This window comes from Pseudoalteromonas luteoviolacea, assembly GCF_001750165.1.
Taxonomy (GTDB): domain Bacteria; phylum Pseudomonadota; class Gammaproteobacteria; order Enterobacterales; family Alteromonadaceae; genus Pseudoalteromonas; species Pseudoalteromonas luteoviolacea_G.
The window spans coordinates 3,755,884-3,782,114 of record NZ_CP015411.1 but is presented as its reverse complement, the minus strand read 5'-3'; the positions used below and the strand labels follow the sequence as shown (position 1 = coordinate 3,782,114).

General features: G+C 42.1%; 24 protein-coding genes and 4 pseudogenes. 15 read left to right on the top strand and 13 right to left on the bottom strand.

Annotation, left to right across the window (positions count from 1 at the left end):
- Positions 1 to 109: 109 nt before the first annotated feature.
- Positions 110 to 319 (bottom strand): annotated as a pseudogene (locus S4054249_RS26975) (IS30 family transposase); the annotation flags it as partial.
- A gap of 120 nt (positions 320 to 439) precedes the next feature.
- Between S4054249_RS26975 and S4054249_RS26070 the strand changes: the two are divergent.
- Positions 440 to 1,362: pseudogene (locus tag S4054249_RS26070) on the top strand (IS630 family transposase).
- 20 nt (positions 1,363 to 1,382) lie between these two features.
- On the opposite strand, the pseudogene S4054249_RS26970 reads toward S4054249_RS26070, so the two are convergent.
- Positions 1,383 to 2,101, bottom strand: a pseudogene (locus tag S4054249_RS26970) (IS30 family transposase); the annotation flags it as partial.
- A 404-nt stretch (positions 2,102 to 2,505) separates the two neighbouring features.
- Here S4054249_RS26970 and S4054249_RS16075 point away from each other — a divergent pair.
- Together S4054249_RS16075 and S4054249_RS16070 are read left to right on the top strand one after the other, a co-directional pair.
- Positions 2,506 to 2,754 carry a hypothetical protein gene (locus S4054249_RS16075; RefSeq protein WP_046354693.1) on the top strand — a complete coding sequence of 83 codons (249 nt, stop codon included), beginning with the start codon at positions 2,506 to 2,508 and terminating at the stop codon, positions 2,752 to 2,754.
- A gap of 122 nt (positions 2,755 to 2,876) precedes the next feature.
- A complete protein-coding gene (locus S4054249_RS16070) occupies positions 2,877 to 3,179 on the top strand; it encodes a hypothetical protein (protein WP_145925039.1) in 303 nt (100 codons plus the stop codon).
- Positions 3,180 to 3,219: 40 nt separating this feature from the next.
- Here the strand turns inward: S4054249_RS16070 and S4054249_RS16065 are convergent, their stop codons facing one another.
- A complete protein-coding gene (locus tag S4054249_RS16065; protein WP_046354695.1) occupies positions 3,220 to 5,550 on the bottom strand; it encodes a DEAD/DEAH box helicase in 2,331 nt (776 codons plus the stop codon).
- Between the two features lie 103 nt (positions 5,551 to 5,653).
- Here S4054249_RS16065 and S4054249_RS16060 point away from each other — a divergent pair, with 103 nt between their 5' ends.
- The 3 genes and pseudogenes from S4054249_RS16060 to S4054249_RS26060 all read left to right on the top strand — a co-directional run bounded on the left by S4054249_RS16060 (position 5,654) and on the right by S4054249_RS26060 (position 6,943).
- A complete protein-coding gene (locus tag S4054249_RS16060; RefSeq protein ID WP_046354696.1) occupies positions 5,654 to 6,490 on the top strand; it encodes a M90 family metallopeptidase in 837 nt (278 codons plus the stop codon).
- Positions 6,491 to 6,541: 51 nt separating this feature from the next.
- A pseudogene (locus S4054249_RS26065) lies at positions 6,542 to 6,709 on the top strand (zinc-dependent peptidase); the annotation flags it as partial.
- Positions 6,710 to 6,805: 96 nt separating this feature from the next.
- Complete coding sequence (locus S4054249_RS26060; RefSeq protein ID WP_430522134.1) at positions 6,806 to 6,943, top strand: hypothetical protein; 138 nt, start codon at positions 6,806 to 6,808, stop codon at positions 6,941 to 6,943.
- Between the two features lie 284 nt (positions 6,944 to 7,227).
- On the opposite strand, the gene S4054249_RS16055 is transcribed toward S4054249_RS26060, so the two are convergent.
- From S4054249_RS16055 to S4054249_RS16030, 6 genes are all read right to left on the bottom strand, one after another.
- Complete coding sequence (locus S4054249_RS16055; RefSeq protein ID WP_046354697.1) at positions 7,228 to 9,126, bottom strand: DEAD/DEAH box helicase; 1,899 nt, start codon at positions 9,124 to 9,126, stop codon at positions 7,228 to 7,230.
- A 128-nt stretch (positions 9,127 to 9,254) separates the two neighbouring features.
- Complete coding sequence (locus S4054249_RS16050; protein WP_039608642.1) at positions 9,255 to 9,518, bottom strand: GrxA family glutaredoxin; 264 nt, start codon at positions 9,516 to 9,518, stop codon at positions 9,255 to 9,257.
- A 128-nt stretch (positions 9,519 to 9,646) separates the two neighbouring features.
- A complete protein-coding gene (locus S4054249_RS16045; protein WP_046354698.1) occupies positions 9,647 to 9,925 on the bottom strand; it encodes a peptidylprolyl isomerase in 279 nt (92 codons plus the stop codon).
- Positions 9,926 to 10,066: 141 nt separating this feature from the next.
- Positions 10,067 to 12,139: a TonB-dependent receptor plug domain-containing protein gene (locus S4054249_RS16040; RefSeq protein ID WP_046354699.1), complete on the bottom strand. Its 2,073-nt coding sequence runs from the start codon at positions 12,137 to 12,139 to the stop codon at positions 10,067 to 10,069.
- A gap of 112 nt (positions 12,140 to 12,251) precedes the next feature.
- The gene (locus tag S4054249_RS16035) at positions 12,252 to 12,737 is read right to left on the bottom strand and encodes a TlpA family protein disulfide reductase (RefSeq protein WP_046354700.1); all 486 of its coding nucleotides are present in this window, start codon (positions 12,735 to 12,737) and stop codon (positions 12,252 to 12,254) included.
- Between the two features lie 117 nt (positions 12,738 to 12,854).
- Positions 12,855 to 14,579, bottom strand: coding sequence for a GNAT family N-acyltransferase (locus S4054249_RS16030; RefSeq protein WP_046354701.1), 1,725 nt, complete (start codon positions 14,577 to 14,579; stop codon positions 12,855 to 12,857).
- A gap of 160 nt (positions 14,580 to 14,739) precedes the next feature.
- Here S4054249_RS16030 and S4054249_RS16025 point away from each other — a divergent pair, with 160 nt between their 5' ends.
- Both S4054249_RS16025 and S4054249_RS26635 read left to right on the top strand, forming a co-directional pair.
- Entirely contained in the window at positions 14,740 to 15,660 is a 921-nt protein-coding gene (locus tag S4054249_RS16025; protein WP_046354702.1) for a 2-hydroxyacid dehydrogenase, read from the top strand.
- A 221-nt stretch (positions 15,661 to 15,881) separates the two neighbouring features.
- Complete coding sequence (locus tag S4054249_RS26635) at positions 15,882 to 16,025, top strand: hypothetical protein (protein ID WP_167354849.1); 144 nt, start codon at positions 15,882 to 15,884, stop codon at positions 16,023 to 16,025.
- Positions 16,026 to 16,062: 37 nt separating this feature from the next.
- On the opposite strand, the gene smrA is transcribed toward S4054249_RS26635, so the two are convergent.
- The 3 genes from smrA to S4054249_RS16010 form a co-directional block, all read right to left on the bottom strand.
- Entirely contained in the window at positions 16,063 to 16,644 is a 582-nt protein-coding gene (gene smrA, locus S4054249_RS16020; protein ID WP_046354703.1) for a DNA endonuclease SmrA, read from the bottom strand.
- A gap of 217 nt (positions 16,645 to 16,861) precedes the next feature.
- Complete coding sequence (locus tag S4054249_RS26965) at positions 16,862 to 17,101, bottom strand: hypothetical protein (RefSeq protein WP_046354704.1); 240 nt, start codon at positions 17,099 to 17,101, stop codon at positions 16,862 to 16,864.
- Between the two features lie 102 nt (positions 17,102 to 17,203).
- Positions 17,204 to 17,665: a hypothetical protein gene (locus tag S4054249_RS16010; RefSeq protein ID WP_046354705.1), complete on the bottom strand. Its 462-nt coding sequence runs from the start codon at positions 17,663 to 17,665 to the stop codon at positions 17,204 to 17,206.
- Positions 17,666 to 17,757: 92 nt separating this feature from the next.
- On the opposite strand from S4054249_RS16010, the gene S4054249_RS16005 reads away from it, so the two are divergent.
- Positions 17,758 to 18,141 carry a response regulator gene (locus S4054249_RS16005; protein WP_046354706.1) on the top strand — a complete coding sequence of 128 codons (384 nt, stop codon included), beginning with the start codon at positions 17,758 to 17,760 and terminating at the stop codon, positions 18,139 to 18,141.
- 84 nt (positions 18,142 to 18,225) lie between these two features.
- On the opposite strand, the gene rpsT is transcribed toward S4054249_RS16005, so the two are convergent.
- Positions 18,226 to 18,486, bottom strand: coding sequence for a 30S ribosomal protein S20 (gene rpsT, locus S4054249_RS16000; protein ID WP_046354707.1), 261 nt, complete (start codon positions 18,484 to 18,486; stop codon positions 18,226 to 18,228).
- A 408-nt stretch (positions 18,487 to 18,894) separates the two neighbouring features.
- Here rpsT and murJ point away from each other — a divergent pair, with 408 nt between their 5' ends.
- From murJ to ispH, 6 genes are all read left to right on the top strand, one after another.
- Positions 18,895 to 20,472, top strand: a complete 1,578-nt coding sequence (gene murJ, locus S4054249_RS15995; RefSeq protein WP_080928282.1) for a murein biosynthesis integral membrane protein MurJ — start codon at positions 18,895 to 18,897, stop codon at positions 20,470 to 20,472.
- Between the two features lie 93 nt (positions 20,473 to 20,565).
- Positions 20,566 to 21,495, top strand: coding sequence for a bifunctional riboflavin kinase/FAD synthetase (ribF, locus tag S4054249_RS15990; RefSeq protein WP_046354708.1), 930 nt, complete (start codon positions 20,566 to 20,568; stop codon positions 21,493 to 21,495).
- Positions 21,496 to 21,515: 20 nt separating this feature from the next.
- Positions 21,516 to 24,344, top strand: a complete 2,829-nt coding sequence (gene ileS, locus S4054249_RS15985; RefSeq protein ID WP_046354709.1) for an isoleucine--tRNA ligase — start codon at positions 21,516 to 21,518, stop codon at positions 24,342 to 24,344.
- A gap of 11 nt (positions 24,345 to 24,355) precedes the next feature.
- Complete coding sequence (lspA, locus tag S4054249_RS15980) at positions 24,356 to 24,862, top strand: signal peptidase II (RefSeq protein ID WP_046354710.1); 507 nt, start codon at positions 24,356 to 24,358, stop codon at positions 24,860 to 24,862.
- Positions 24,859 to 25,299: an FKBP-type peptidyl-prolyl cis-trans isomerase gene (gene fkpB, locus S4054249_RS15975; protein WP_046354711.1), complete on the top strand. Its 441-nt coding sequence runs from the start codon at positions 24,859 to 24,861 to the stop codon at positions 25,297 to 25,299. The genes lspA and fkpB overlap by 4 nt, the downstream gene beginning before the upstream one ends.
- Positions 25,299 to 26,228: a 4-hydroxy-3-methylbut-2-enyl diphosphate reductase gene (gene ispH / locus S4054249_RS15970; protein WP_046354712.1), complete on the top strand. Its 930-nt coding sequence runs from the start codon at positions 25,299 to 25,301 to the stop codon at positions 26,226 to 26,228. The genes fkpB and ispH overlap by 1 nt, the downstream gene beginning before the upstream one ends.
- The last annotated feature ends 3 nt before the right edge of the window (positions 26,229 to 26,231 follow it).

Sequence of the window (26,231 nt, the reverse complement as noted above, 5' to 3'; positions counted from 1 at the left end):
GAGCCGCTTGATGCGGCTCTTTTTAATTTCCCACCTTTAAATCGTTTACACTTCATTTTTTATTTTAGTTATACCCGAATTCAATTCCGAAGTGCGACACTCTTTAATATCAAGCAGCCATTTCTTGTTCTTTAAAAATAATAGCTGGTTGCTTAAACCCTAAACACTTTCTGGGATGGTAGCTGATCCTTGATTGAGCGAACTGAATGTTTTCATTTGTTACTTGTCTTAAATCCATACCCTTTTTCACATATTGCCTCGATAGACTATTTGTGTTTTCGGTTGCCCTTTGCTCCCAAGAACCGTATGGGTGCGCAAACCGCCTAACTATCTGATCTAATATAGAGTATATAAAATTACAGACTAAATAACGTTGAACCTAAGCGTATCTGAACAGCTTTTAGCACTTTCTCGAAAAGAGCCCAACGCACGTAAATGCATGCGATTACTTGCCGTGTCATTATTTTATGAAGGGAATAGCAGAACCGACATTGCAAACCGCCTTAATGTAGCACGAAGTAGTGTTAATAGATCGGTCTCTAGTTACCTAGAGCATGGGCTCGATGGCTTAAACAATAAGTCTATTCAAGGACGTCCATCTAGGCTGCAAGCGTCTCAGCTTGAGCAACTGTCTGAATCTATTAAGCGCACAAACACGGAGCTTCAAGGTGGCCGTCTAACCGGTAAGGGTATTGTACATTACATTAGTAGTGAATTTGGTGTTCATTACCACTTAAATCATGTCTATAGAATACTAAAGCAGCTAGGCTTTAGTTGGATCACAAGTCGTTTAAAACACCCTAAACAGTCATTACAAAGCCAGAAGCTTTTAAAAAACTTCTAACTGGAAACGATCCTTCACACACCTGGACACTTACCTCTTGATCGTATCGACGTATGGTTTCAGGATGAAGCTCGATTTGCCCAGCAAAATCCGACTACGCGCATTTGGGCTGAGACAGGTACTCGGCCAAGGATTGTGAAACAACAACAGTTTGAATACGGGTATTTATTTGGTGCAGTATGTCCTGCTACGGGCCAAACGGAAGCGTGAGTAAGTCTATTTGTAAATAAAGAAGCGATGACGCAGCACATGCGTCAAATATCACAAGCTACACTAATTGGTAGGCATGCCGTAATGATAATAGATGGCACAGGCTGGCATACACATGATACTGCATCAGAATTCAGCAACTTAACGCTAATAAAACTTCCCCCTAATTCACCTGAGCTAAATCCAATAGAGTATTTTCGGTCTATGTAGAAATAGTTGACGAAGTTTCGAAAGCTTGGAATCAATTTATTTCAATACCGGTTCGAGTTAAGAAAATGTGCAGTCGTGAATGGATAAATCTGATTTAACCTTTATGTGGAATGGTATTAGTATCCAATGCTGCGCCAATCTGCGCATGTCCTGCGGATTCTCTCCATTATCTGCTGTGATTGTGTGTACGCACTCTTTAAATGGCATAAGCATCTCTATTGTCGATTTTGTAACTGCATCAGCCGATTTTGATGGTACTTTCTTCGCTAAATAAAACCGACTTTTTCGCTCTAATATAGTCACTATCGCGCCTTTACCATGCTTACCTAACACTATGTCAATTTCCCAATCACCAAATCGTTCTCAACTTTCAACAATTACTGGTCGTTCATCAATTGATACCGCACTTTTAATCGTTGACGCTTTATCTTTTAGGCCTCTACGATATCGCTTATGTCCTTGTCTTAAATGGCGATAGAGCTTACAACCTCGACATTTATCACGAGCTACATAACGATAAATCCACTCATGGCTGACTGTTTCACCTACGCTTGCAGCACATTGGAAATTTGCTCAGGACTCCAATTGATACTGAGCAAAAAGCAAACATATTCAATGAGCTGGGCCGGTATCCGATACTTGCGAGAGACCATACGCCTTTTAACAGAAGAAATATGTGCATTCTGAGGGCAATATTGCCCATGCTTTTGATTTCTTTTTAGTTCACGATACACCGTTGCACTTCACTTTTTTGGCTATTTCAGAGATCGAAATCCCTAGTTCCAAAAGGGTAGAAATCTGGTATCTTCTTCCCTCGATCAACTGCTGATAATTCATAGTAGTATTGCTGGTTTCTTTGGCGAGAAGAGCGTACTACTTTCGGCAGCTGGCTTCCTCTTCTATATCTGTCTATGAGTGTCGCACTTATTATCTGAAATCAGGTATACACATAAACACAATTCTTATTTAATAACCCTCCTTACTTGGCCTAATAAAATTGTTTCATATAGATTTACATGGCTGTGGTTGATGGAATCAGTTTCGCATATAAATCTTTGTTATACATACTAACTATACAAAACTGTCTGTTTTCACAGAGTGTGTGGATTTATAATTGTAGTGTAGTTTATCCGAATTAATTATTTTATATGTTTTCTGTTTTATTTTTATTCGCTTGATTTATTTTTTTGTACGTTGTAATTTTAATAACTAGATTTTCTATAATAAAAACAGGGAAAAAAATGATAAAAAGAATAGGGTTAGTAGCATTGCTTGTATCGATGGGATTCGTTTCTGGTTGTCAATCAACGGGTTCAGCCGATGAGACTGCAAAAAAGGATGGGTATCGTTGTGAGCAGGTACGCAGCCTAGGATCAAGCATTCCTAAAAAGCGTTGCACAACAAAAGAGCAGCGTAGACAAGATCGTGTAAACGCTCAAGAGCAATTGCGTGAAAGCCAGGTTACTCTGAGTGGTGATGGGGCTGGCTAAATTTAATTTAGCTTATTATTCGGGGTTTATTTCATTAGCTATAATCTATTTTCATTTATAATGAAAAGGTGTTTTATACATTTGTCTTGGTATTTTTACCTGTGTTTTAAATGGTTTTTGCTATGGCTTTAACTCCGGAAGGTGTTTTGTTTTTCGTTTTTAAAAGGAAAATTAATATGAAGATGACATTAAGTATTATAACTCTCTCTCTACTACCTTTACTTACAGCTTGCCAGTCGAATCAACTTTCTAAAACAGAAGATAATGGATATCGTTGTGAACAGGTACGTAGCTTAGGAACAAGTATTCCTAAAAAGCGTTGCACAACAAAAGAGCAAAGACGAGAAGAAAGAAAACATGCTCAAGATCAAGTGAGAGAGTCCCAAAGAAATGTACTAACAAGTGCGATTGGTAGCGGAGGCTGATCTCAAGCGTAATGTAATGATGCGCTCAGTACTTTTCAGTTTATCTGACATCAACTACCTTGCTGGCTTTTTTATATTGTATTTTAAAACCTTGAAAGCTTGGTAGTTCCCATCTTTTGGGCGCATCCTTTCTATTACCAGATTGATATTCTAATACAATACGTTTTGATAAAAAGTTATACGTCACAAACATGCTTAATTCGGGCAGTGTGACTTTGATAGGGTGCTTTTCAATAAATGGGTCTAATATCCAACTTTCTATGGCTTGAAAATATAAATCTTCTGGTTCAATTAGCTCTAAGTCTTCAAAGTGGCTAACGCCCAGCTCACGTAATGTACATTCTAAGTGCTGCTCTAAAGTAGGTACTACTTCGTTTATTTTTTCGTATTGATAATATAAAGCGTGATATGCAAGTGAGTCTTCGAGTTTTTCGATTAAGCTTGGAAATACCTGCCCGCTCTGAATTAGCATACAGCAGGCCGGGATCAGCATGTCACTTTGTGCATGACTCACTTTTGTTGCCAGCGAAACGCCTGCATAGACCAAGTTATATTCTATTTTTATCTGCTCATCTTCTATAAATGCTTGAGTAATGTGCTGCTCACCCATCCCTAATTCAATCAGTACTTTTATTGGTAGCGGCGCGGCAAGTGTTGCCATGGTCATTGCTTGCTTTGTGCCTTTGCCTGCAAGGGCAAAGGTGTCTAGTACCAGCATTGCCTGTGCGCGTTCGTCTACCCGTGAGGTATTGGAAGGTGATATTTCCATGTTACCGTTGCCGAAACCGCCTCTGCGGTTTTGTCGCTTTATAAATACCCACTCTGGGCGTGCTTGTGCGATGGCTTGGATAAGGGCTTGGCGATCGTAGCTTGCCGCCTTATCAAGACTTGGCAGCAAAAATGCCTCTCTTAACTGCTCACTAAATTGCTTTGCTTCGGCTAGGGCTTCAGATTCTGTATGAATAATGCCATCAAGTTTTCCTCTTATCAGCGCGATAGCAAGCTCTATATCACATTGATTTGGCAATAGTAGGTTTAGTTGCTCCAACTGCTCTAGATGAGTCGGTAACTGATAAACGCGAGCTGGTACAGAGATAACAGCGATTAAGTCAATCATGGCTTGCTTGAGCGCGCCGGATGGCATTTTATTAATTAAAAAACCAAGCTCAGCGTCCACTGGTAGTGGGTATAGCATTCGACCAAGATCAGTTGCTCGTTGGCCATCGTCAATAGCACCGATATTATGCAATGTTGTAATCGCACGTTGTTTTGACGCTTCCGGCAGGGGATCAATAAAGGGCAATGAGTCTACTCCTTGTGCGGCACACCCTGCTGCGAGTACAAGCTCTGTCAATGCTTCCCGTTGTATTTCTGGTGGTGTGCGCTCAATCAAAGGTGCATATTGGCCGTACAGACGAATGCAAATACCTGCTTGGGTTCTGCCTGCGCGACCGAGGCGTTGCTTTGCTGAATCTTGGCCTATGGCATCTAAACCAAGTACGGTTTTTCCGTTTCTTAGATGCGTACGGCGCTCTAACCCTGAATCAACGACACAGGTAACATTGGGAATCGTTAGGGATGTTTCTGCGACATTGGTGGCCAGTATAATGCGCTGTGTTGATTGCTGGGACAGGGCGAGCTGCTGATGTTGCTTACTGCAGCCACTGTAAAGCGGAACGATAATCGCGTCGAGAGATTTTAAAGCTGTCGCACAGGCGAGGATCTCTCCTTTTCCTGGTAGGAATACCAAAACATCGCCATGTGTATCTTCAAGTGCTTGTTGACAGGCAAAGACAACGCGCTCGACAAGGCGCTCTTTGCTGGGCATAGCGCGCTGGTCTTTTGCGATAAAGTCTAGCTCTACTGGATACATTTTACCTTCGCTATGCAAAATTGGTGCTTCCAGATAACGACTCAGGCTGTTCGCATTGAGTGTCGCAGAGGTCAATACTAGTCGGTGCTTTGCATGTTGTTTGAGTAGTGCCAGTAGTAAATCCATATCCCAACGTCGCTCATGAAATTCATCGAGCACGATATGTGAATACGTGGCCAATTTATCTTCAAAATACCATCTTAGCGCAACACCAGGTGTGACAAACACAATATCTGTTTGCTCATTAAAGACAGTTTCAAAACGAATGGCATACCCTACCTTGTCACCCAGTTGTGAGCCACATAAGCAAGCCACATATTCAGCAAGTGAAGTACAAGCGATCCGCCTTGGCTCGATAACCAAAACCTTTCCCATTGTGGCTGCCCAGATTGGGAGCTGCGTTGATTTTCCAGAGCCTGTAGCTGCGGTAACGACAACATCTTGCTTGGCAAGAGTAGCTACAAAATCTGATTTGATGGATTCGATGGGCAAGGTCATGGCTATTGTTTATCAGTGCTTTTTTATCGATTTTATCAAAAAATGATTGAAAAGGGACAAAAGTGAACACACTTAAATACAAAAGCACAGTAAATGAGCAAGTATGATAAATTTAATGTTGATCGTGTTTTTAGTCGTGTTTGTGATTGCTTATTGGTATAGCAATGATATCAGACGTTACTTTTGGCACAAAAAATACCAACAGCGCACGCTGTCTCGAGCAGATAGAAAAATATTACTCAAATATATGCCTATTTATCGCAACATGACAGATGCTGATCGTGCGCGATTGGAGCAACATATTATTTGGTTTTTAGGGGAGAAGCGTGTTATCGGGCGTGACGGCTTGCAGGTGACACGACCCATGTCGCTAATTATCGCTGCGGATGCGTGCTTATTGGTTTTGAACCAAGCTTGGCCACTATACCCCAATGTTAAAGAAGTATTATTGTATCCGAGTCAGTATTATGCACCGCAAACCAACAAAGACAGTGCTGGGCTAGTCAGTTATCACACGGCAGTGAGACAAGGCGAGTCTTGGCCAGGCGGCACATTGGTATTGAGCTGGCATGATGTCCTTGAGGGTAATCGTTTACCCGGAGATGGCCACAACTTGGTATTTCATGAGTTTGCTCATCAACTTGATCAGCAAGCAGGCAATACCAATGGCACGCCTGAATTACCAAAAGAGATCAGTTACCAGCATTGGGCAGATGTTTTAAGCCGTGCCTATCGTCAGCTAAAAACACAGTTAGCGTATCAAATGCCGCACGTTATTCATGAATACGGTGCGACTAATGAGGCAGAATATTTTGCAGTTTTAACGGAGACCTTTATCGAAAAACCCGTTGAGCTGAAGCAAGAAAACCCAGAGTTGTTTAACCTGTTAGTGAGTTATTTTAGATTTGACCCTAGAGACTGGTTGGGTAGGGCTGTGTAAAACTGGCAAACACAAAAAGGTTCCAGCCTGCGCATCAAATGCGTCGTCTGCGTTATTCATGAATACGGTGCGACTAATGAGGCAGAATATTTTGCAGTGTTAACGGAGACCTTCATCGAAAAACCCGTTGAGCTCAAGCAAGAAAACCCAGAGCTGTTTAACCTGTTAGTGAGTTATTTTAGGTTTGACCCTAGAGACTGGTTGGGTAGGGCTGTGTAAAACTGGCAAACACAAAAAGGTTCAAGCCTGCGCATCAAATGCGTCGTCTGCGTTATTAATGAATACGGTGCGATTAATGAGGTAGAATATTTTGCGGTGTTAACGGAGACCTTCATCGAAAAACCCGTTGAGCTCAAGCAAGAAACCCCAGAGCTGTTTAACCTGTTAGTGAGTTATTTTAGGTTTGACCCTAGAGACTGGTTGGGTAGGACTGTACAAAACTGGCAAACATAAAAAGGTTGAACCTTGTGTATCAAATGCATTGTCTGCTTTATCCATGAATACGATGCGACCAATGAGGCAGAATATTTTGCAGTTTAACGGAGACCTTCATTGAAAAACCGTTGAGATCAAGCAAGAAAACCCTGAGCTATTTAATCTGCTAGTAAGCTATTTTAGGTTTGACCCTAGAGGCTGGTTGGGTAGGGCGGTTTGAAAAAGTGATAATGCAAAATGGGACGGATCAACAAAACAAAAAAGCCGCTGAGTCAGCGGCTTTTATCAATAACGGTTACAACTTATGAGAAGTTGATTTCGTTGCGCTCACCACGCTCTTTACGTCTGTTGTCACGGTTACCATCTCTGTTACCGTCACGACGTTTGTCGCTGCGAGGATCTCTGAAGCTACGCTTACCACCGTCACGACCTTCAGAACGCCTGCCACCATCACGGCGATCACCACGCTCTTCAAAGCGTCTGCCACCTTCACGACGATTACCATTGCCACGCGCCTGATCTGCAGGGTGTGTGCTCTTAGTCATCTTCATTGGACGTTGACAAATATGAACACCTTGGAAGTGTGTTAGCGTTTCAGCAGGCATATCCTGTGGAAGCTGAACGGTGCTGTGCTCATCAAATAGACGGATTTCACCGATAAATTTGCTTGAGATATCTGCTTCGTTAGCGATTGCGCCCACAATGTTCTTAACCTGAACACCGTGCTCACGACCCACTTCAATGCGGTAAGTATCCATTGGCTCTGAGCTATTGCGACGGCCTTTTCTGTCGCCACGTTCACCACGCTTGTCGCCACGTTCACCGCGCCTGTCATCACGGCGGTCACGGTTACCATCACGGTCACGACGCTCGCGTTGTTGAACTTTAATTTCTTCAACTTTAAGCGGAGACTGTTGCTGTGCTAGACAAAGTAGTGCAGCTGCAAGTTGTTCTTGGCTTAGCTCTAGCTTTTCACTCAGGCCCTGAGCAACTTCACTGAAGAACTCAATGTCTTTGTGATCAAGTGACATGCTAAGCTTGTTTTGAAGTGCTTCAATACGCTTTTGCTCAACGATTTTTGCACTTGGAAGCTCTACTTGCTCGATGTCTGAGCGAGTATGACGCATGATGTTACGTAGTAAGTAACGCTCGTTACCTTTTACGAACAAGATAGCCTTACCTTTACGACCCGCACGACCAGTACGACCAATACGGTGTACGTATGCTTCGCTGTCTTGTGGGATATCGTAGTTGATAACTAGGCTTAGGCGGTCAACATCTAGACCACGTGCTGCAACGTCTGTTGCGATAACGATATCTAGTAAACCACTTTTCAGTCTTTCAACTGTACGCTCACGTGCCTGTTGGTTCATGTCACCATTGAGTGGTGCAGCAGAGAAACCTTCACGCTCAAGCAGCTCAGCGAGCTGAACAGTATCGTTACGAGTACGTACAAACACGATAGAAGCATCATAATCTTCCGCTTCTAAGAAACGCACGATTGCTTTGTTTTTATGTGTTGTTGCACGCCAGTAAACCTGCTCAATTGTGTCAACAGTTGAGTTACGTGGTGTGATTTTTACTTGCTCTGCGTTATCTAAGTACTTAGAACAAATAGATTGGATCTGCTTTGGCATAGTTGCAGAGAAAAGGCATGTTTGCTTTTCTTCTGGTGTTTTTTCCATGATGCTTTCAACATCATCGATAAAGCCCATGCGTAGCATTTCATCAGCTTCATCTAATACCAATGCATTTAGGTTTGATAGATCAATGGTCTTACGGTTGATATGGTCGATTAAACGCCCCGGAGTTGCCACGATGATCTGTGCGCCACGGCGAAGTGCACTTAACTGCACGCCATAGCTTTGTCCACCATATAGCGCAAGTACTTCTACGCCTCTGGTGTACTTAGCATACTGCTCGAATGCCTCAGCAACTTGCAATGCAAGTTCACGAGTCGGAGTCAGTACTAAAATTTGTGGTTGCTTAACGGATGCGTCAACATTGTTTAATAGCGGCAGTGCGAAAGCTGCCGTCTTGCCCGTACCCGTTTGCGCTAGTCCCAGCACGTCCTTTCTTTCTAGCAATAACGGTATACATTGAGCCTGGATCTCAGAAGGTGATTGATACCCTAGCTCTTCGACTGCTTTTAGGATTGCAGGAGAAAGGTCTAAAGATTCAAACGTTACTGGTTCTGACATTAATGCGCCTCAACAATTTAAAAGAGGCGGCATTGTACAGTAAAGAAAAGATAATTGCTTGTATAAATTGGCACTAAATTTGTAGGTGGTTGAAATTGGTCAAAAAATAAACTGTAATTTTTTTAGGGTTACTGATATAACCCTAAATTTGCCTTGGCATAGGCCTCAAAATCATCAAATCCACCAATGTGATCCTGGTCAACAAATATTTGTGGCACTGTGTTACATGGCTTGCCAGCAGACTTTTCTAGGTCAGCCTTACTGATCCCTTCTTTGTTAATATCGATATAGCGAAAATTGAAGTCGTCACGCTCGTCTTTTAAACGTGTTGCTAGTTCTTTTGCACGTACACAATAAGGACAACCTTCTCGACCAAAAATAACAGTAAACATAGTAATAACTCTCTCATTGATTTTAATGACACTCAGTATAGTTGAGTACGCTGTAATTAAAATTGATTAAAAGCTATTACACCAATCTGTTTTTTCGATTTGAAAAGAAGGGGAGGCTGAATGTTGTTTTATGAACGATATACTGTTTTGATTAAGTGAAAGCCAAATTTGGTTTTAATGGGGCCATGCACCTCATAGAGTGGCTTTTTGAATACCACGTCGTCAAAGGCTTTTACCATATCGCCTTTATTAAACTCTCCAAGGTCGCCGCCCCGTTTTTTTGAAGGGCATGTTGAATGCTGTTTTGCTAGCTTATTAAAATCTCCCCCTTTTGCGAGTTTGGCTTTGATGGCTAAGCATTCTTTTTCTGTTTTGACTAAGATGTGATACGCGCAAGCTTTAGGCATGATAATACTCCGACATGTTTAAGGAGCGGATCATGCAAGGCGATGGCGAAAAACGCAAGAGGCAATTGCTTGCTCGCCACGCCTTTATCAGGAAAGCGCAAGCCATCATATGGGTTTGTCAGTGTAGATGACGGCGTTATATTAAAAAGTCACACTAAAACCAATTGAAGGGCGCATTTCAAAGTCGTCATTTTCTTCTTTTATATGTAGGTCATTCACTGACGTGATTTTGTCGTAATCTAAATCAATGTAGGCGACATTGTCTTGACCATAGGCATTCATAAGCTCAAGTATCAATTTACCCTCTAAGCCAAACACGGTAGTCTTTCTTTCAAATCGCACATCTAATCTGTGGTAAGTCTTGAAGCGCTCAGAAAACGGGTCGCCATAAACAGGTAAAAAGCGTCCAGCATGATCTGGGTTTTCTCTAACACCGACTATCGGGGTATAAGCTTGCCCACTGCGTGCGGTAAAATTAAATCCACCTTGCCAAAGTTCATTGATGTCGTAATTCAAAACGGCGTTAAATACAAGAGGTGTATCTGCGTAGTAATCTCGTGTGATATTGCGGCGTAAGTCCGTGCGCTCGCTTTTTGCGTAGCTCAGCGCAACCCAGCCATACCAGTTGTCGGTTTTGTTCTTATTGACTAAAAGGTCAACACCATAGGCGCGTCCTTCAACTTGGTTGCTATATAAAAGGTGAGCATCGTTGCCAGCGTCGATTGCCAGTGGTAAATCTTCCATGGTTTTATAATAGCCTTCAATAGACCAAGACCATTCATCTTCAAGCACTTGCCTAAACCCAAGAGTGCTGTGTGTCGCAACTTGTGATTTGAGGGCGGGATTGCCTATCTCGGGCAGAATATATTCAACATCTTGCATGCGGTTATAGCGACCCACCTTAGCGCTGATCACACTATTTGGTGTCACATAGTAATTAATGGCGACACGAGGCGACGTAAATGTTTCATCGGTATAGCGGTTATGCTGGCTTTGGACGCCGACTTCGGTTTGCCAGTCTTCATGCGGTTGCCAAATGTGTGTGATACCAACAAAGCCCGAGTCCAGATCTATGGTACGCTTACCGGAAATACGTTCACCTTTTTTCAGGTCACAATCTGGGTCAATTTCAGTACACAAATATTGAAATGTGTCATATTCATAAGACGTTTCATTATCAAAGTAGGCCGCGTCAAATACAAATCTGTGCTGTGGGTTAACGGTATAGTTTAGGCGTGCTTTATAGGTAAGTTGCTTTTCACCTTCTTGTTCAAAAAATCCGCTTAAATTGTTTGGTTGTTTGCCAAATTCTAGTCGCCCAGAATGATCCAGTGCGCCAATACCGACTCTTAAGTGAAACTTTTTGCTGTAGTGATCCCAAAGTATGCTCTGACTATTAAAGTCCCTGATAAATCGAGCATCACCCTGAAATTCAGGCGTTTTTTGTGCGATTTCAGCTCGCTCACTAAAACCCGCAGCGGCGGAGTCCTCAGCGCCGGTAAAATTAAAAGTAAGGGTATTATTGTTATTAATGTCCCACAAAAATTTGCCCTGATAGTCATGGTCATCTGGTGCGTCGTTAATGGTCACCCCTGACGGTTCGCCATCATCATCCTCTAACTCTTCACCTTCACTGAAAAACAAAGGCAGTGTGCTTTTTCTGCCGGAGACATAAAACGCTGTAGTTTCAGTAGCCTGACCTTCTACAAAAAAGCCTGCATTAAACATCGAAAAGTCTAAAGTGGTGGTAATTGGCTGATACTTTGGATTTCTCAAGGTGACGTCAAAAACTGCACCAGTGGCATTACTGTAGCCAGCACCGTAACCTGCGGAATACAATTGAAAGTCTTGAATAATATGGCGGTTGAAAATTGAGCTGCCAAAATCGTGGAAAATATACCCAGCTGGCATAAAGTCGACTTCAAACATGTTGTCACTGGGTGATGAGCCTCTGACAGCGGGTTCACTCATTGAACCGCCAGCAGCTACTACACCGGGCAGTGCAAAAACAGCACGTAGCGGGTCGCCCAATGCGCCGGGCATTTCAATAAGCTTTTCCGTATCCTCTGTAATTTCTGATGTAATTGAGCTGCGTTTATAAATGACTTCTATATGCTCAATGTCATCTTTTTTGGTTTGAGCATGCACAGACATCGCCATACACAGCATGATTGGAGATAAAATAAAGCGTTTTTTCGCAGTAAAAGCAAGCATCGTCGAGTCCCTGTGGCAGTGAGTAACTTTAAATTTGACGACAGTGTACGGGCTAAAAGCGTTGATTTATTGCGGATTTGGGTAAGAAAATGTATTTCAGTTATACACTTTCTTACAGGCGAAGGCGGATCCCAAGTTCGCTTGAGTAACCAATAGATCGCTCAATGACTTTAAGTTTCGTATCCATAACATAGTAAGTTGGGTAGGCTTTTATTTTGTAATCTTGCGCTGTTTTTCGGTTGCCTAACAATACCGGCATTGATAAGTTTAAGTCTTTGCTAAAGGCCTTAACTTCTTCGGCACTTTGAAAGTCTAAAGCGATGGCAACCGCATTCACTTTCCCTTGGCGGTGGAGTTTATCGATATTTGGCATACTGTAGCGACAAATGTTACACCAAGGTGCGAAGAAATAGATGACGGAACGCTCCCCTTGAAGTTGACTAATGTCATAGCGTTGAGCCACATTCTCTAGTAAGGGTAATGAGAAGTAGGGGGCGGATTGTCTTCCATCATCTTCCAGCATACCAAGTTCTTGATACGCTAAAACCGCAGCAAAGATGACAATAAAAACGATGATATTAAAGAGAGATTTAATCATTACAGGCGCTTAATCTGCGTTGTTATATATGAAGACCGAGCGCCAGTATAAAAAATTGCAACTGGGTTGCAAGGATTTTGTCTTAACCTTTCTATTCTTCAGACGTGTTAAACCTACTTATGAGTGGTAAATATTTTCGCCAAGATAACGTTTGGCTTTATTTGCTTTTAATTTAGTTAAATCTACAAGTACCAGTCCATCGATACAATTATTGAAGTCAGGGTCAATGCTGAAGCTTAAAAAGTTGACGCCACTTTGTTCACACAATTCGGTATATTGCTTAAAAAGCGTTGGAACCTGTGCGCCCATATTTGCCAGTATGTGTTTAAGCTCAGCAAAATCTTCTTTTATATCTTCACCTGAAAACAGGTTACTGCAAGTATCGAGCTGAGATTGTGACAGCTTAAATTCATTGTTAGGGTGAGCCAAACTCTCTAATTCTGAGAAATAATGCTGATAGTGATATACCAACATGGCTTTTGCTTTATCCGGCAGCGCATTGGATAAACTGACTGGGCCGAATAAATACCTGTGTTCAGGGTAGCGCTGGATAAAGGCACCAATCCCATACCAAAGGTAATCCAAGCTTTTTCTGCCCCAATATTTTGGTTGCACAAAGCTTCTGCCAAGTTCTAGACCTTGATTGAAATACGGTGTCATTTCGCTGGTGTACGAAAATAAACTGCTTGTATATAACCCTTTCTCACCGTACTGGTTGATAACTTGTTTTGCGCTGGCTAAGCGGTAAGCGCCAACGAGCTCAAGTTGTTTGGCATCCCACAATACAAGTTGTTGGTAATACATGTCATATTTGTCGGTATCACGTCGTTTACCGCTGCCTTCGCCAACGGCTCTAAATGCAATTTCACGTAAGCGACCGAGTTCTCGAAATATAGGAGAGCTGCCAGCATATTGATACAAATATATTTGCATTCCATCAGCTGTTTCACCTAGACGTTCACATTGTTCAATCGCACTTTTTAGCTCTTTTTTACATTCAGGCACCGCTATTGGGGTCTGTGTTTTTAATGGCAGTGTTTTTTTACTGTTGAGTCGATAGAGTTGCTTGCGAATAAGTGCAACGATCTCTTTATCTTTAAGGTTGTCTAAACGGTATGATTCTGGAGGGATGCTGGCTCCGATTTCAAATTCTAAAGACTTTTGGCGCTGTTTAAACATTTCTTTGACCAGTAATAAACTTGCCAAAGGCTTATAAATCATGGATGTACCATAAAATAAAGGGCTGTTTTTGGCTTTAATATAAATAGGCAAGATTGGGCAGTTGGCTTTTTTTGCCATGCGTAAAAACCCCGTGTTCCACTTACAGTCTTTGATCCCAGTAGGGCCCAGGCGTGACACTTCTCCTGCAGGGAAAATAAGTAAGGCTCCTTCAGCTTTAAGGTGCTTTTGTATATTGGCAAGTTCTTGTTTTCGGCTGGCGTTTGATAGATTGTCAACGGGTAATAACAATGAATGCATAGGCGTAATTGACATTAACATACGATTTGCGACGACTTTTAAGTCAGGTCGCGCCTTGGCCAAAACTTTAATAAGTGCTAGGGCATCCAAAGAGCCTATTGGATGATTGGCGACAATCACAACGCTGCCTTCGCTAGGTATGTGCTCAATTTGTTTTGGTTTGAATCGCGCGTCAAAGTCTAACTCTTCCAGTACTTGCTCGACAAACTCAAGGCCCTCTAAATGCGGGTACGTGTCAGCGAATGCGACAAATTCCTGCTCGTGTAATAGGTAACCTAACCCTTTTTTTACTAACCCCTTTACTTTAGGTGAGTTTTCTAGTTGTGGTAGGTTGGCTTCGATCACTTTATCAACGCTGATCATAATATTTCTCTACGACTGTGTTTATAGCAGATTAAAAAGCTAATGTGACAATCTGGTTGCGTTGGTATGTCAGTTTTATGGAGATCGTACACTATCGTCACCGCACTGCTAAAAGGTATACTCTGCTGCGCGAATCATTTATCTGGAGTAGGGATAGAGTATGTCGGTATTAGTTTGTATAACTGGGCGTAATAATGAAAAGCTTATGGCGCAGCTGAGGGAGATGTTGCCTGATGTGGAGTTAAAGTTGTGGCCGCATTGTGGTGATCTTGATGATGTAGAGTTTGTTTTGGCCTGGAACGCACCATTGGAATTGTGGCAGCAATTGCCCAATTTAAAGGTTGTCCAATCTTTTGGTGCTGGTGTCGATGGTATTCCAATGGATCTGCTTCCAGAATCAGTAGAAGTTGCGAGAATCGTTGACCCTAAATTAAGTGATGATATGGCGGAATATATACTTTCTCATGTACTTGCTCATAAACTTAGGCATCAAAACTACTTGGTAGAGCAGGCTAAGCAAAACTGGAAACCTCGCCGTGCCAGAAAGGGTATAGCAGCAGGTGTTTTAGGGTTAGGTGAGCTTGGTAGAGTTGTGGCGCAGCGTTTGTCAGACAATGGTTTTGCAGTAAGGGGTTGGTCTAGAAGCGCTAAAGTACTGAATAATATCGAGTGTTACTCAGGTGAAGCACAACTAGCATCTTTTGCTTCAGAGCTTGATTATTTGGTGTGTTTACTCCCGTTAACAGAGGCAACACATGGGATACTAAATAGACAATTGTTCCAGCATGTATCAAACGATTGCCTATTAATCAATGTTGCACGAGGTCAGCATTTGAATGAGAAAGAGCTAATTGAAGCGATTGATATGGAGGAGCTTGGCAGTGCGGTTTTAGATGTATTTGCTCAGGAGCCATTGCCCAAAACACACCCATTTTGGGAGCACCCAAAGGTGACCGTAACACCCCATATTGCGGCTGTCACTAGTTTAGATACAGTTGTTGCGCAAATTGTAGATAATATTCAAGCTTGTATATCAGATATGCCCATTAAAAATGGCATCGATGTATCTAAAGGGTACTAAGCGTGAGCGATAATGAAAAAGAATTATTTTTGACTGAAATTCTCTCATGTTGATGGCGCTGATGAATGATTTCATGAGTGTAAAAGTAACTATATGATTTGTAAGTAAATGTAAGTAATAGTTATTCTTTTTTACAAAATTACTGTATATAAAAACATATTGAGACATCTTTTTATATTCAGTATGTTAGGAAAAAAACAATAATAAGACGGGAAATTAAAATGAAAAACGGTCAAGGTGGTGTCAAACTCTCTTTTGTCGTTATTTCTGTACTCGCGTTAGGTGTTTCAGCTTGGTTTAACCAAGCACAAGCTGCAGATACCACGTCACATACGTATATTTATGTTCAAGAAGAATGTACGTAACTGTGTTTTATGGGGCATTGCTGCCCCATAAGTAATTTTATCTCTTGGCGTGAATTTCTCTGTTCTCTATCTTCTTTTCTTCACTTTTCTTTAGCAGTGTGTACGTAGATCCACTTCCACCATGACACGTCAAGGCAGAATGAAAAGCTAATACGCTGGGCATTTCTTGTAACCACTTATTACAATAGCTTTTTAGAATGGCGGGAAAAGGCTTACTTTTAAGTCCTATGCCATGGCGGATCAATAAAACACGGATATTGCGTTTTTGACAGTCCGTAACAAATTCAAACATGGCTTGGCGTGCTTCAGAAAATGATTTGCCATGCAGGTCTAATGTCGCATCAATTTGATACTTGCCCAATCTTAGGTTTTTATATACCCCTTCTTGCACTCCGTCTTTTTTATATCCAAGTTGGTCGTAAGGGTCTAGCAAGTCGACATATTCAGTAGACAAAAAGTTGGGATCGAAATCGAGTTCCTTTTGCGCGGCTTCTCGCCTAGCGAGTTGAGCATCGGTAGGTTGGTTTTTTTGCTGTTTGAGTTGTGCGCGATTGTCTTGTGCCAACGGTACAACATCGCCCATTGAGGCTAAAAATAGCTCTTCATCTGTCATCGCCATGACGATTCTCCAATCAGGGACAATTTTCACGATTCTAGCTTATCAATGAGATCTTGAATAGCCTCTTACACGCGAATATTTTTGTGATCTGATTTATGGCATAAAACGTACGCGGAGGGACTTTACGCGCTTAGTGGTGAATAGTTATTAACTTTTATTCAATAGATATTATTCATGATAAATAGCTGAGATGATGTACACCTCAGCTATACAATAATTAGTTAGTATCGTAGTGCTCTAGTGTGAACACCTTAAATAGATAAAAAGAGTTTATTAGAATAAGACCCAGATTTGAAATCACTGAAGTATCCATAAGATCTAGACTAAACAAAACGAAAAGTAGGCTACAGGCTATAGCTGCTGCAGCTCGTAGTAGTGTTTTGTGATTAATAAAAAGAGCTCCAAAACCTAGTACCAGTAATAAACTATTCAGTAACCAGTCAAACTCATTAGCCATGATCTTAAATTAACTCCATAATTGATTAAAAAGGGGCGCCATTATGCGCCGCTTTTTTAGTCATCTCAAACGAGTAATTTTACATCTTTCGGATTAGTTTTTCTAATTCATTGTGAGGTGCTTAACCGCGGCTATAAAGCCATGGGTCTCTAGAATTGCATATTTTTGACAAGTTGCTGGCTTTGACACATCTTGACACAAATAAAGTGTATTACGTTCTGACGCTTTAATTGGCTGCAAAATAGAGTCAAATAAAACAGGTTTAACTCCGGGCAACCCTGGCCAGTAGACGCTCTGAGTTACCATATTGAGTTTTTGATATGTGATGAGCTGAGGCTTGGGAAATAGTATCGCAATGAGTGCTACGACTCCAACTATAATCAGCGTTGTCAGGCTTTTCTTGGGCGGTTCAGTTTGTGCTCCTTGTTGGCCATGTTGTTGTTCAAGCTCTTGTTGCCGTTTTATTTGTTGAGCAGAGAGACGACGCTTTTTATTTTTGTTTGCTTGTTGTTTTTGAAAGTCACTTTTATTCAGTAGTGTTTGTTTTTTTGGATTAATTGCCATGCTTAGGTGTAGCCTTTTGGTTGCAGGACTCTATAATAGTTCTATGCTATAGATGATAGCGCATTTCTAATTACTAGCCCACGGGAAAGGATATGGAACAACAAATCTCTATTCTCATTGTTGATGATGTAGGAACTGTTAGAAGCTTTTTGCATCAGACATTGATGCACTTGGGAATTGACAATGTAAAAGAAGCCTCTACCGCAAAGCAGTGCATAGCTGCATGCGAAGAGAGCCACTTTGATATTGTCTTTTTGGATATTGAATTACCAGATGGAGATGGAAAAGAGTTAATTGCTGAATTAGCTCAGATTAATCCGGATATTAACGTTGTGATGGTTTCGGCGCATTCAACAGTTGATAACGTTAAAGATGCTATCGAGCGCGGGGCTAAAGGGTTTGTTGTAAAGCCTTTCTCACCGAAAAAAATTGCAGCGATGCTAAAGAAGTTCTATCCAAAGTTGGAAATAGCGTAACGCGATTACGTGTTGTGTAACTCAGTAAAAGATAGGCATAAAAAAACCGACTTACGTCGGTTTTTTTATATCCATTTCCACAGATTATAGCGCTTTGATTTGAGCAGCTAGGCGGCTCTTATGACGAGCAGCTTTGTTTTTGTGGATTAGACCTTTAGTTGCGTAACGGTCAAGGATTGGAGTTGCAACAGCAAATGCTTGCTGTGCAGCTTCTTTATCACCAGCTTCAATAGCAGCGATAACTTTTTTGAAGTAAGTACGCATCATTGAACGACGGCTTGCGTTGTGCTGACGACGCTTTTCGCTAGTAATAGCGCGTTTTTTTGCAGACTTGATGTTAGCCAAGGTATGCTCCTAACAATCTTTTAAAAATAAGCTTAGTTTAAAGGCCGAGGACTATGCCTGTTTTATGATCCAATGTCAATAAAAAATAACCTGCCCGGCCTAAGTATTTCAGTACGGCTCTACCACATCAGACATGACTACAAATTGGGTTAGACGAATGATGCGCTGCCTTTTTATGCCTGTTAAAACCATTTCCAAAACCTTTGGTCTTCAGCAACGGTGTAAACAGACTATGAATCAAAAGCCAACTGGCTGATGATTAATGCGAGTATTGTAGCAAAACACAGAACTCAAGCCTAGCTTTAATGTTGCATGGTGGCTTCTATTTGAAAGCCGTGTTTTATGGTTATGGTTCTAGCTGGTCTATGGCATACTTGGCGCTGATTTTTAATTGTTAGGGTAAGTTTAGTGGCAAAAGGGTTATTTAAATCAGGCATTATCGTGAGTGCCATGACCATGTTATCGCGTATTCTCGGTTTAGTGCGTGATGCTGTGGTTGCAAATCTTCTCGGTGCTGGGCTTGCCGCTGATGTTTTTTTATTCGCAAATCGAATTCCAAATTTTTTCAGACGACTATTTGCTGAGGGTGCTTTTGCACAAGCGTTTGTTCCTGTGTTATCTGAAATTAAAGAGAAGCATGGCGACGATGAAGTAAGAATTTTTGTCGCACAGGCTGCAGGCACACTTGGTACTATTTTATTGTGTGTGACTTTGCTAGGTGTGATCGGTTCTCCTGTGGTGGCGGCGCTTTTTGGTGCCACTTGGTTTCTAGATTGGTGGCAAGGTGGAGAAAGTGCGGAAAAGTTTGTGCTAGCCAGTGCTTTACTCAAATTCACAATACCTTATTTATTTTTTGTATCTTTGGTTGCCCTTTGTGGCGCGGTTATGAATGTTTATAACCGTTTCTCTGTTGCTGCATTCACACCGGTATTATTAAATGTGAGCTTAATTAGCTGTGCAGTATTCTTGCACGACAAATTTGAACAAGGTGCCTACGCGCTAGCTATAGGGGTATTTGTTGGCGGAGCAGTTCAGCTGGCTTTTCAAATTCCTTTTTTAGGCAAATTAGGCATGCTCTCAAAGCCAACATTTGCTTGGCATGCACCACATGTTACAAAAGTGAGAAAGTTAATGCTGCCGGCTATTTTCGGTGTTTCAGTTAGCCAAATTAACTTGCTACTCGACACCATTATTGCAGCTGCCTTGATGACGGGCTCTATCGCATGGTTGTATTATTCAGATCGATTAATTGAATTTCCACTGGGGTTGTTTGGCATCGCCATTGCGACCGTGATTTTACCTGCCCTATCTAAATTACATGCTAACGATAAAGCTGATAACTTTCAGCATACTATGGATTGGGGGGTGCGGTTTGTTTTATTGCTCGGCATTCCAGCAATGGGTGGTTTAATGGTGATTAGTCCACTCATCATATCTGTATTATTTGGTCATGGTGAGTTTAAAAATAGCGACGTGGATAACATTGCTGCTGTGAGCGCTGGGGTCACTGCATATAGTGTTGGTTTAGTGAGTTTTATGTTGATTAAGGTACTCGCTCCAGGTTTTTATGCGCGTCAAGATACTAAAACACCAGTTAAAATTGGTATAATAGCACTGGTTTTGAACATGATATTTAATCTAGCGCTCGCTCCATTTATAGGGTATCTAGGACTCGCTTTGGCAACGTCTTTGTCGGCTACGTGTAATGCGTTTTTATTATACCGAGCGTTAAAGAAAGAACATGTGTATACCTTGTCTCATTTTACTTTATGGTTTGCCGCTAAATCAGTAGGGGCAACATTGATAATGGCGACGTGTGTTTATTCGTTATCAGAGCATTTGGTTTGGCAAGGTGAGAGTCTCATCACGCAGCTTTGGGTTTTAGGTTGTCTAATGGCGTGTGCAATTTTTTTGTACTTCTTTGTGTTGTTTATTTTTGGGGTCAGGGTATCGACAATAAAAGAAATAAAGACAATAGAAGAATAAATAGGCGCGAATGGGGGACTTCATAGCTCGCATTTCTAACTAACTTGGGTATAATCGAGCTTTTTGAAGACTCGAGCAAAAGGCACGCGTTGTATGCAATTAATCAGGGGTATCCATAATATTCGGCCACATCATTATGGGTGTGTATTGACTATAGGAAACTTTGATGGTGTTCACTTAGGTCATACCGAGGTATTAAAAGGGCTTAAATCGGATGCTGAGAAATACAATTTACCAAGCACAGTGATGTTGTTTGAGCCGCAGCCACAAGAGTTTTTTATCAAGAATAAAGCGCCAGCGCGTCTAACTCGTTTGCGAGATAAATTAGCATTACTCGCTGAAAATGGCATAGAACGTGTTATTTGTGTGAGCTTTAACGACAAATTTTCGAACTTAGAAGCAGAGTACTTTGTGAGAGAAGTACTTTATCAACGGTTAGGCGTGAAAGCGTTAACTGTAGGCGATGATTTTCGCTTTGGTAAAGCTCGCAAGGGTGACTTTGCGATGCTTTCTAGTATCGGTCAAGAGCTTGGTGTACACGTTAAGGATACCCTAAGCTTTAGACAACAAAATAGTCGAGTGAGTAGCACACTTATTCGTAATGCTTTGGCTGAGGGTGACCTTCATAAAGCACACGAAATGCTGGGGCATACTTATGCTATTTCTGGTCGTGTTATTCATGGCTGGAAAAAAGGCCGCGAGCTGGGCTTTCGTACCGCAAATGTCGCATTGAAAAGGCAAGTGAGTCCGGTGCAAGGTGTGTTTGCAGTCAATGTTTATATAAATAGTAAGATTTTTCATGGTGTAGCTAACGTTGGTACCAAGCCGACGCTAAATGGCAAGCGTGCTTTACTGGAAGTACACCTATTTGATTTTGACCAAGATATTTATGGTCAATTTATTAAGGTGGAGCTTATTCATAAGCTTCGCGATGAACAAAAATTTGAGTCACTGACGCATCTGACAAAGCAAATATCGGCAGACGTCGATGCAGCAAGAGCAGTATTTTCTAAAATTAGGTAGCCGAACGGAAAGTAAGTTAAATGAGCGATTACAAACATACTTTAAATTTACCGGAAACATCGTTTCCGATGCGTGGCAATTTGGCGCAACGCGAACCCAAAATGCTTAAAAAATGGTATGAGCAAGACCTATACGGTCAAATTCGTAATGCGAAAAAAGGTAAAAAGCCATTTATACTGCACGATGGCCCTCCTTATGCCAATGGTAATATTCACCTTGGTCACTCAGTAAATAAGATTTTAAAAGACATCATAATTAAGTCAAAAACACTATCTGACTTTGATGCACCTTATGTACCGGGTTGGGACTGTCACGGTCTACCAATTGAGTTAATGGTAGAGAAAAAGGTCGGCAAGCCAGGCAAAAAAGTATCAGTGGCGGAGTTTAGAGAAAAATGCCGCGAGTATGCGCGCAAGCAGGTAGATGGTCAAAAGACTGATTTCAAACGCTTGGGCGTGTTTGGTGATTGGGACAAGCCTTACCTAACAATGAACTTCGATTTTGAAGCGAACGCCATTCGAGTGTTAGGCCGCATTATTAAAAACGGTCATTTACATAAAGGTGCAAAACCTGTTCACTGGTGTACTGATTGTGGCTCTGCACTTGCTGAGGCAGAAGTTGAATATCAAGATAAACAGTCTCCAGCGATTGACGTGCGCTTTGTATTTACTGAAGCGGCGGCGGTTGAAAAAGCGTTCTCTTTGGCTGAAGGTCATGAGGGTAAAGGCGATATCAGCACTGTAATTTGGACAACAACACCTTGGACTTTGCCTGCAAACAGAGCGGTCGCAGTGCACGGCGGTCTTGAATATGCATTAGTCCAAATTGAAGATGAAGGTAAAGAGCAGCGCTTGGTACTAGGTTCTGAGTTAGTAAAAGATGCTGTTGATCGCTTTGGCTTTAAGCAATATCACGTACTGGGCTACTGTAAAGGTGACACATTAGAAAACCTTGAAGTTGCGCACCCTTTCTATGAATTCAATGTGCCAGTTATTCTTGGTGAGCACGTTACTACAGATTCAGGTACTGGTATCGTTCATACAGCGCCTGGTCACGGTCAAGAAGACTTTGTGGCAGGACAAGCATATAACCTAGAGGTTGCAAATCCTGTAGGTGCGAATGGCGTGTATTTACCTGACACGCCGATTTTTGCAGGCCAGCATGTGTTCAAAGCGAACGCAAATGTAATTGAGCTATTAACTGAAAAAGGTATGTTGATGCACCACCATGCATTGACACACAGCTATCCACATTGTTGGAGACATAAAACGCCAATTATTTTCCGTGCGACGCCGCAGTGGTTTGTGAGCATGGATCAAGCCGACTTGCGTAAAGACTCGATGAAAGAAATCGAGAAAACACAGTGGATCCCAGCTTGGGGTGAAAACCGTATTGCAAACATGGTAGAGGGCCGCCCTGATTGGTGTATTTCTCGTCAACGTACTTGGGGTGTGCCAATTGCGTTGTTTGTTGATAAAGATACAGGCGCACTTCACCCAGATACTGAGGCACTTATCGAAAAAGTAGCTGACTTAGTTGATGAAGCTGGTATTCAAGCATGGTATGACCTTGAGCCAAGCACGCTGTTAAATGAAGCAGATGCGCAGCAATACGTTAAGGTACAAGATACATTAGATGTGTGGTTCGACTCTGGTGTCACACACGCATGTGTTGTAGATGCAAGAGAGGAGCTAACTGGTCCAGCAGATTTATACCTAGAAGGCTCGGATCAGCACCGTGGTTGGTTTATGTCATCTATGATGACGTCTGTGGCTATTAACGGTCATGCGCCATATAAGCAAGTGTTAACGCACGGTTTCACAGTAGATGAAAACGGCCGCAAGATGTCAAAGTCTTTAGGTAACGTGATTTCACCACAAGACATTATGAATAAACTAGGTGCTGACATCCTACGTTTATGGGTGGCTTCAACTGATTACACGGCTGAAATGACAGTATCTGACGAGATCTTTAAGCGTTCAGCAGACCGTTATCGTCGTATCCGTAACACCAGTCGTTACTTACTATCGAATTTAAGTGGCTTCAATCCAGCAACGGACTCGGTTGCAATTGAAGATATGGTTGAGTTGGATCGTTGGATTGTGTCTCGTGCAGCAGAACTACAAAGTGAAATTGTAGAAGCGTACGACAACTATCAAATGTTAGTAGTGACACAAAAGCTGATGAACTTCTGTACAGGTGAGTTAGGCTCATTCTATCTTGATGTTATTAAAGACAGACAGTATACAGCGAAGAGTGATAGCCATGCTCGTCGTTCATGTCAGACAGCGCTCTATCATATCGCAGAAGCGATGACCCGTTGGATGGCGCCTATCCTGAGCTTTACAGCGCAAGAGCTTTGGGAAGCACTGCCAGGTGAACGTGGTGAGTTTGTCTTCACTGATGTTTGGTACGACGGAATTACTGGTGCAACGTGTGGTCAACTTGACAATGCTTTCTGGCAAGAGTTGTTAACAGTTCGTGATGAAGTGAACCGAGTACTAGAGAACGCACGTAAAGAAGAAGTCATTGGTGCAACACTACAAGCTGAGGTAACACTGTACACAGGTGGTGAGTTAGCTGAAAAACTTCAAGGCTTAGAAGATGAACTACGCTTTGTACTACTGACTTCAAAAGCACATGTTGAAGTAGTATCAAGCCAACCAGACGGCTCAGTGGCTTCTGAGATCGATGGCTTGTTCATTAAAGTTGCTGCAACAGATGCGGCGAAATGTGATCGTTGTTGGCATCACAGTGAAGATGTTGGTACAAGCGAAGCGCATCCAGAGTTATGCGGACGTTGTATTACCAATGTTGACGGTGAAGGCGAACAGCGTAAGTTTGCATAAGGGAGTTGCAAGTGACCAAATTGACCGAACGAAGTGGTCTAGTGTGGTTATGGCTCAGTCTACTGCTTTTTGCAGTAGACTACGTCACAAAAGCATTAGTTGTCGCGAATATGAAGCTTTACGAATCTATCGAGCTACTGCCATTTTTTAATTTCACGTATATGCATAACTACGGTGCTGCATTTAGTTTTTTAAGTGAAGCGGGTGGCTGGCAAAGGTGGTTTCTCAGTGGTATTGCTGTCGTGATCAGCGTGTTATTAGTGGTATGGCTTAAAAATCTACGTGCTAATAATTGGATACTTTGCGGTGCGTACTCGTTAGTGCTTGCCGGCGCTATCGGTAATTTATATGACCGCGTAACTTTAGGCTACGTTGTCGACTTTTTACACTTTTACTATCAAGATTGGCATTACCCTGCTTTTAATGTCGCTGACATGGCGATCGTCGGTGGTGCTGGTCTACTTTTATTTGATGCATTTTTTGGTGATAAAACCAATTCTCGGGAGACAGAGGCGTGAGTGAACAAGTCATAGGCCCAAAATCAGAAGTTCTGTTTCATTTTTCTATTAAGCTGGAAGACGGATCTGCTGCTGACTCGACAAAGGTGGATAATAAGCCTGCTAAGTTGTTTATGGGAGATGGAAGCCTCACCGAAAATTTTGAAAACTGCTTGTTGGGTTTAAAAGAGGGCGATAATAAAACCTTCAAATTACAACCAGAAGACGCATTTGGTATGCCAAACCCGGATAATATCTATTACTTAGATCGTACCAAGTTTGGTGCTGATACACCTGCAGAGGTAGGCAGTATTATTGCCTTCACTCAGCCTGATGGCACTGAATTACCAGGGCTTATTCGTGAAGTGGCAGGAGACTCTGTTACGGTTGACTTTAACCACCCCCTTGCAGGTCAGGTGGTGACGTTTGAAGTAGATATCTTAGAGGTTCATAGTTAATGGAAATCTTGTTAGCTAATCCACGTGGGTTTTGTGCTGGTGTTGATAGAGCGATAAGCATTGTCGAACGCGCATTAGATATCTTTGAAAAGCCAATTTATGTGCGTCATGAAGTGGTACACAATAAATATGTCGTTAATGGTCTAAGGGACCGAGGCGCCGTGTTTGTTGAGGAATTGCATCAAGTTCCAGACGAAAGCATTGTTATATTTAGTGCTCATGGTGTGTCACAACAAGTGAGACAGGAAGCTAAACGACGAGAATTAAAGGTATTTGATGCAACATGCCCGTTGGTTACTAAAGTACATATGGAGGTAACCAGAGCGAGCAGAAAAGGCACTGAATGCATTTTAATCGGCCACAATGGGCATCCTGAAGTGGAAGGCACGATGGGGCAGTATGATAACCCCAATGGTGGGATATATCTTGTCGAAACACCTGAAGATGTTGCGTCTTTGGCGGTGAAAGATGAAAGCAATCTGTTTTACTGTAGTCAAACGACGTTGTCTGTTGATGATACAGCTGATGTGATTGATGCACTTCGTGAGAAGTTTCCTGAGATTCATGGCCCACGTAAAGATGACATTTGTTATGCTACGCAAAACCGTCAAGACGCTGTCCGAGACTTGGCCGACAAAGTCGACTTGCTGTTGGTTGTGGGTGCTAAAAATAGTTCTAACTCAAATCGACTGCGTGAGCTTGCGGATAAAATGGGCACGTCCGCTCATTTAATTGACGATGAAAAAAGCATCTCTGCAGAGTGGTTTGAAAATGTTGAGCGTGTAGGCGTCACCGCTGGAGCTTCTGCACCTGAAGTACTTGTTCAGCAGGTTATTGCTCGCTTAAAAGAGCTCGGTGGTCACACGGTTGTAGAAAACCCTGGCCAAGAAGAGAATGTAGTGTTTGCAGTACCAGTTGAGCTGAGATAACAC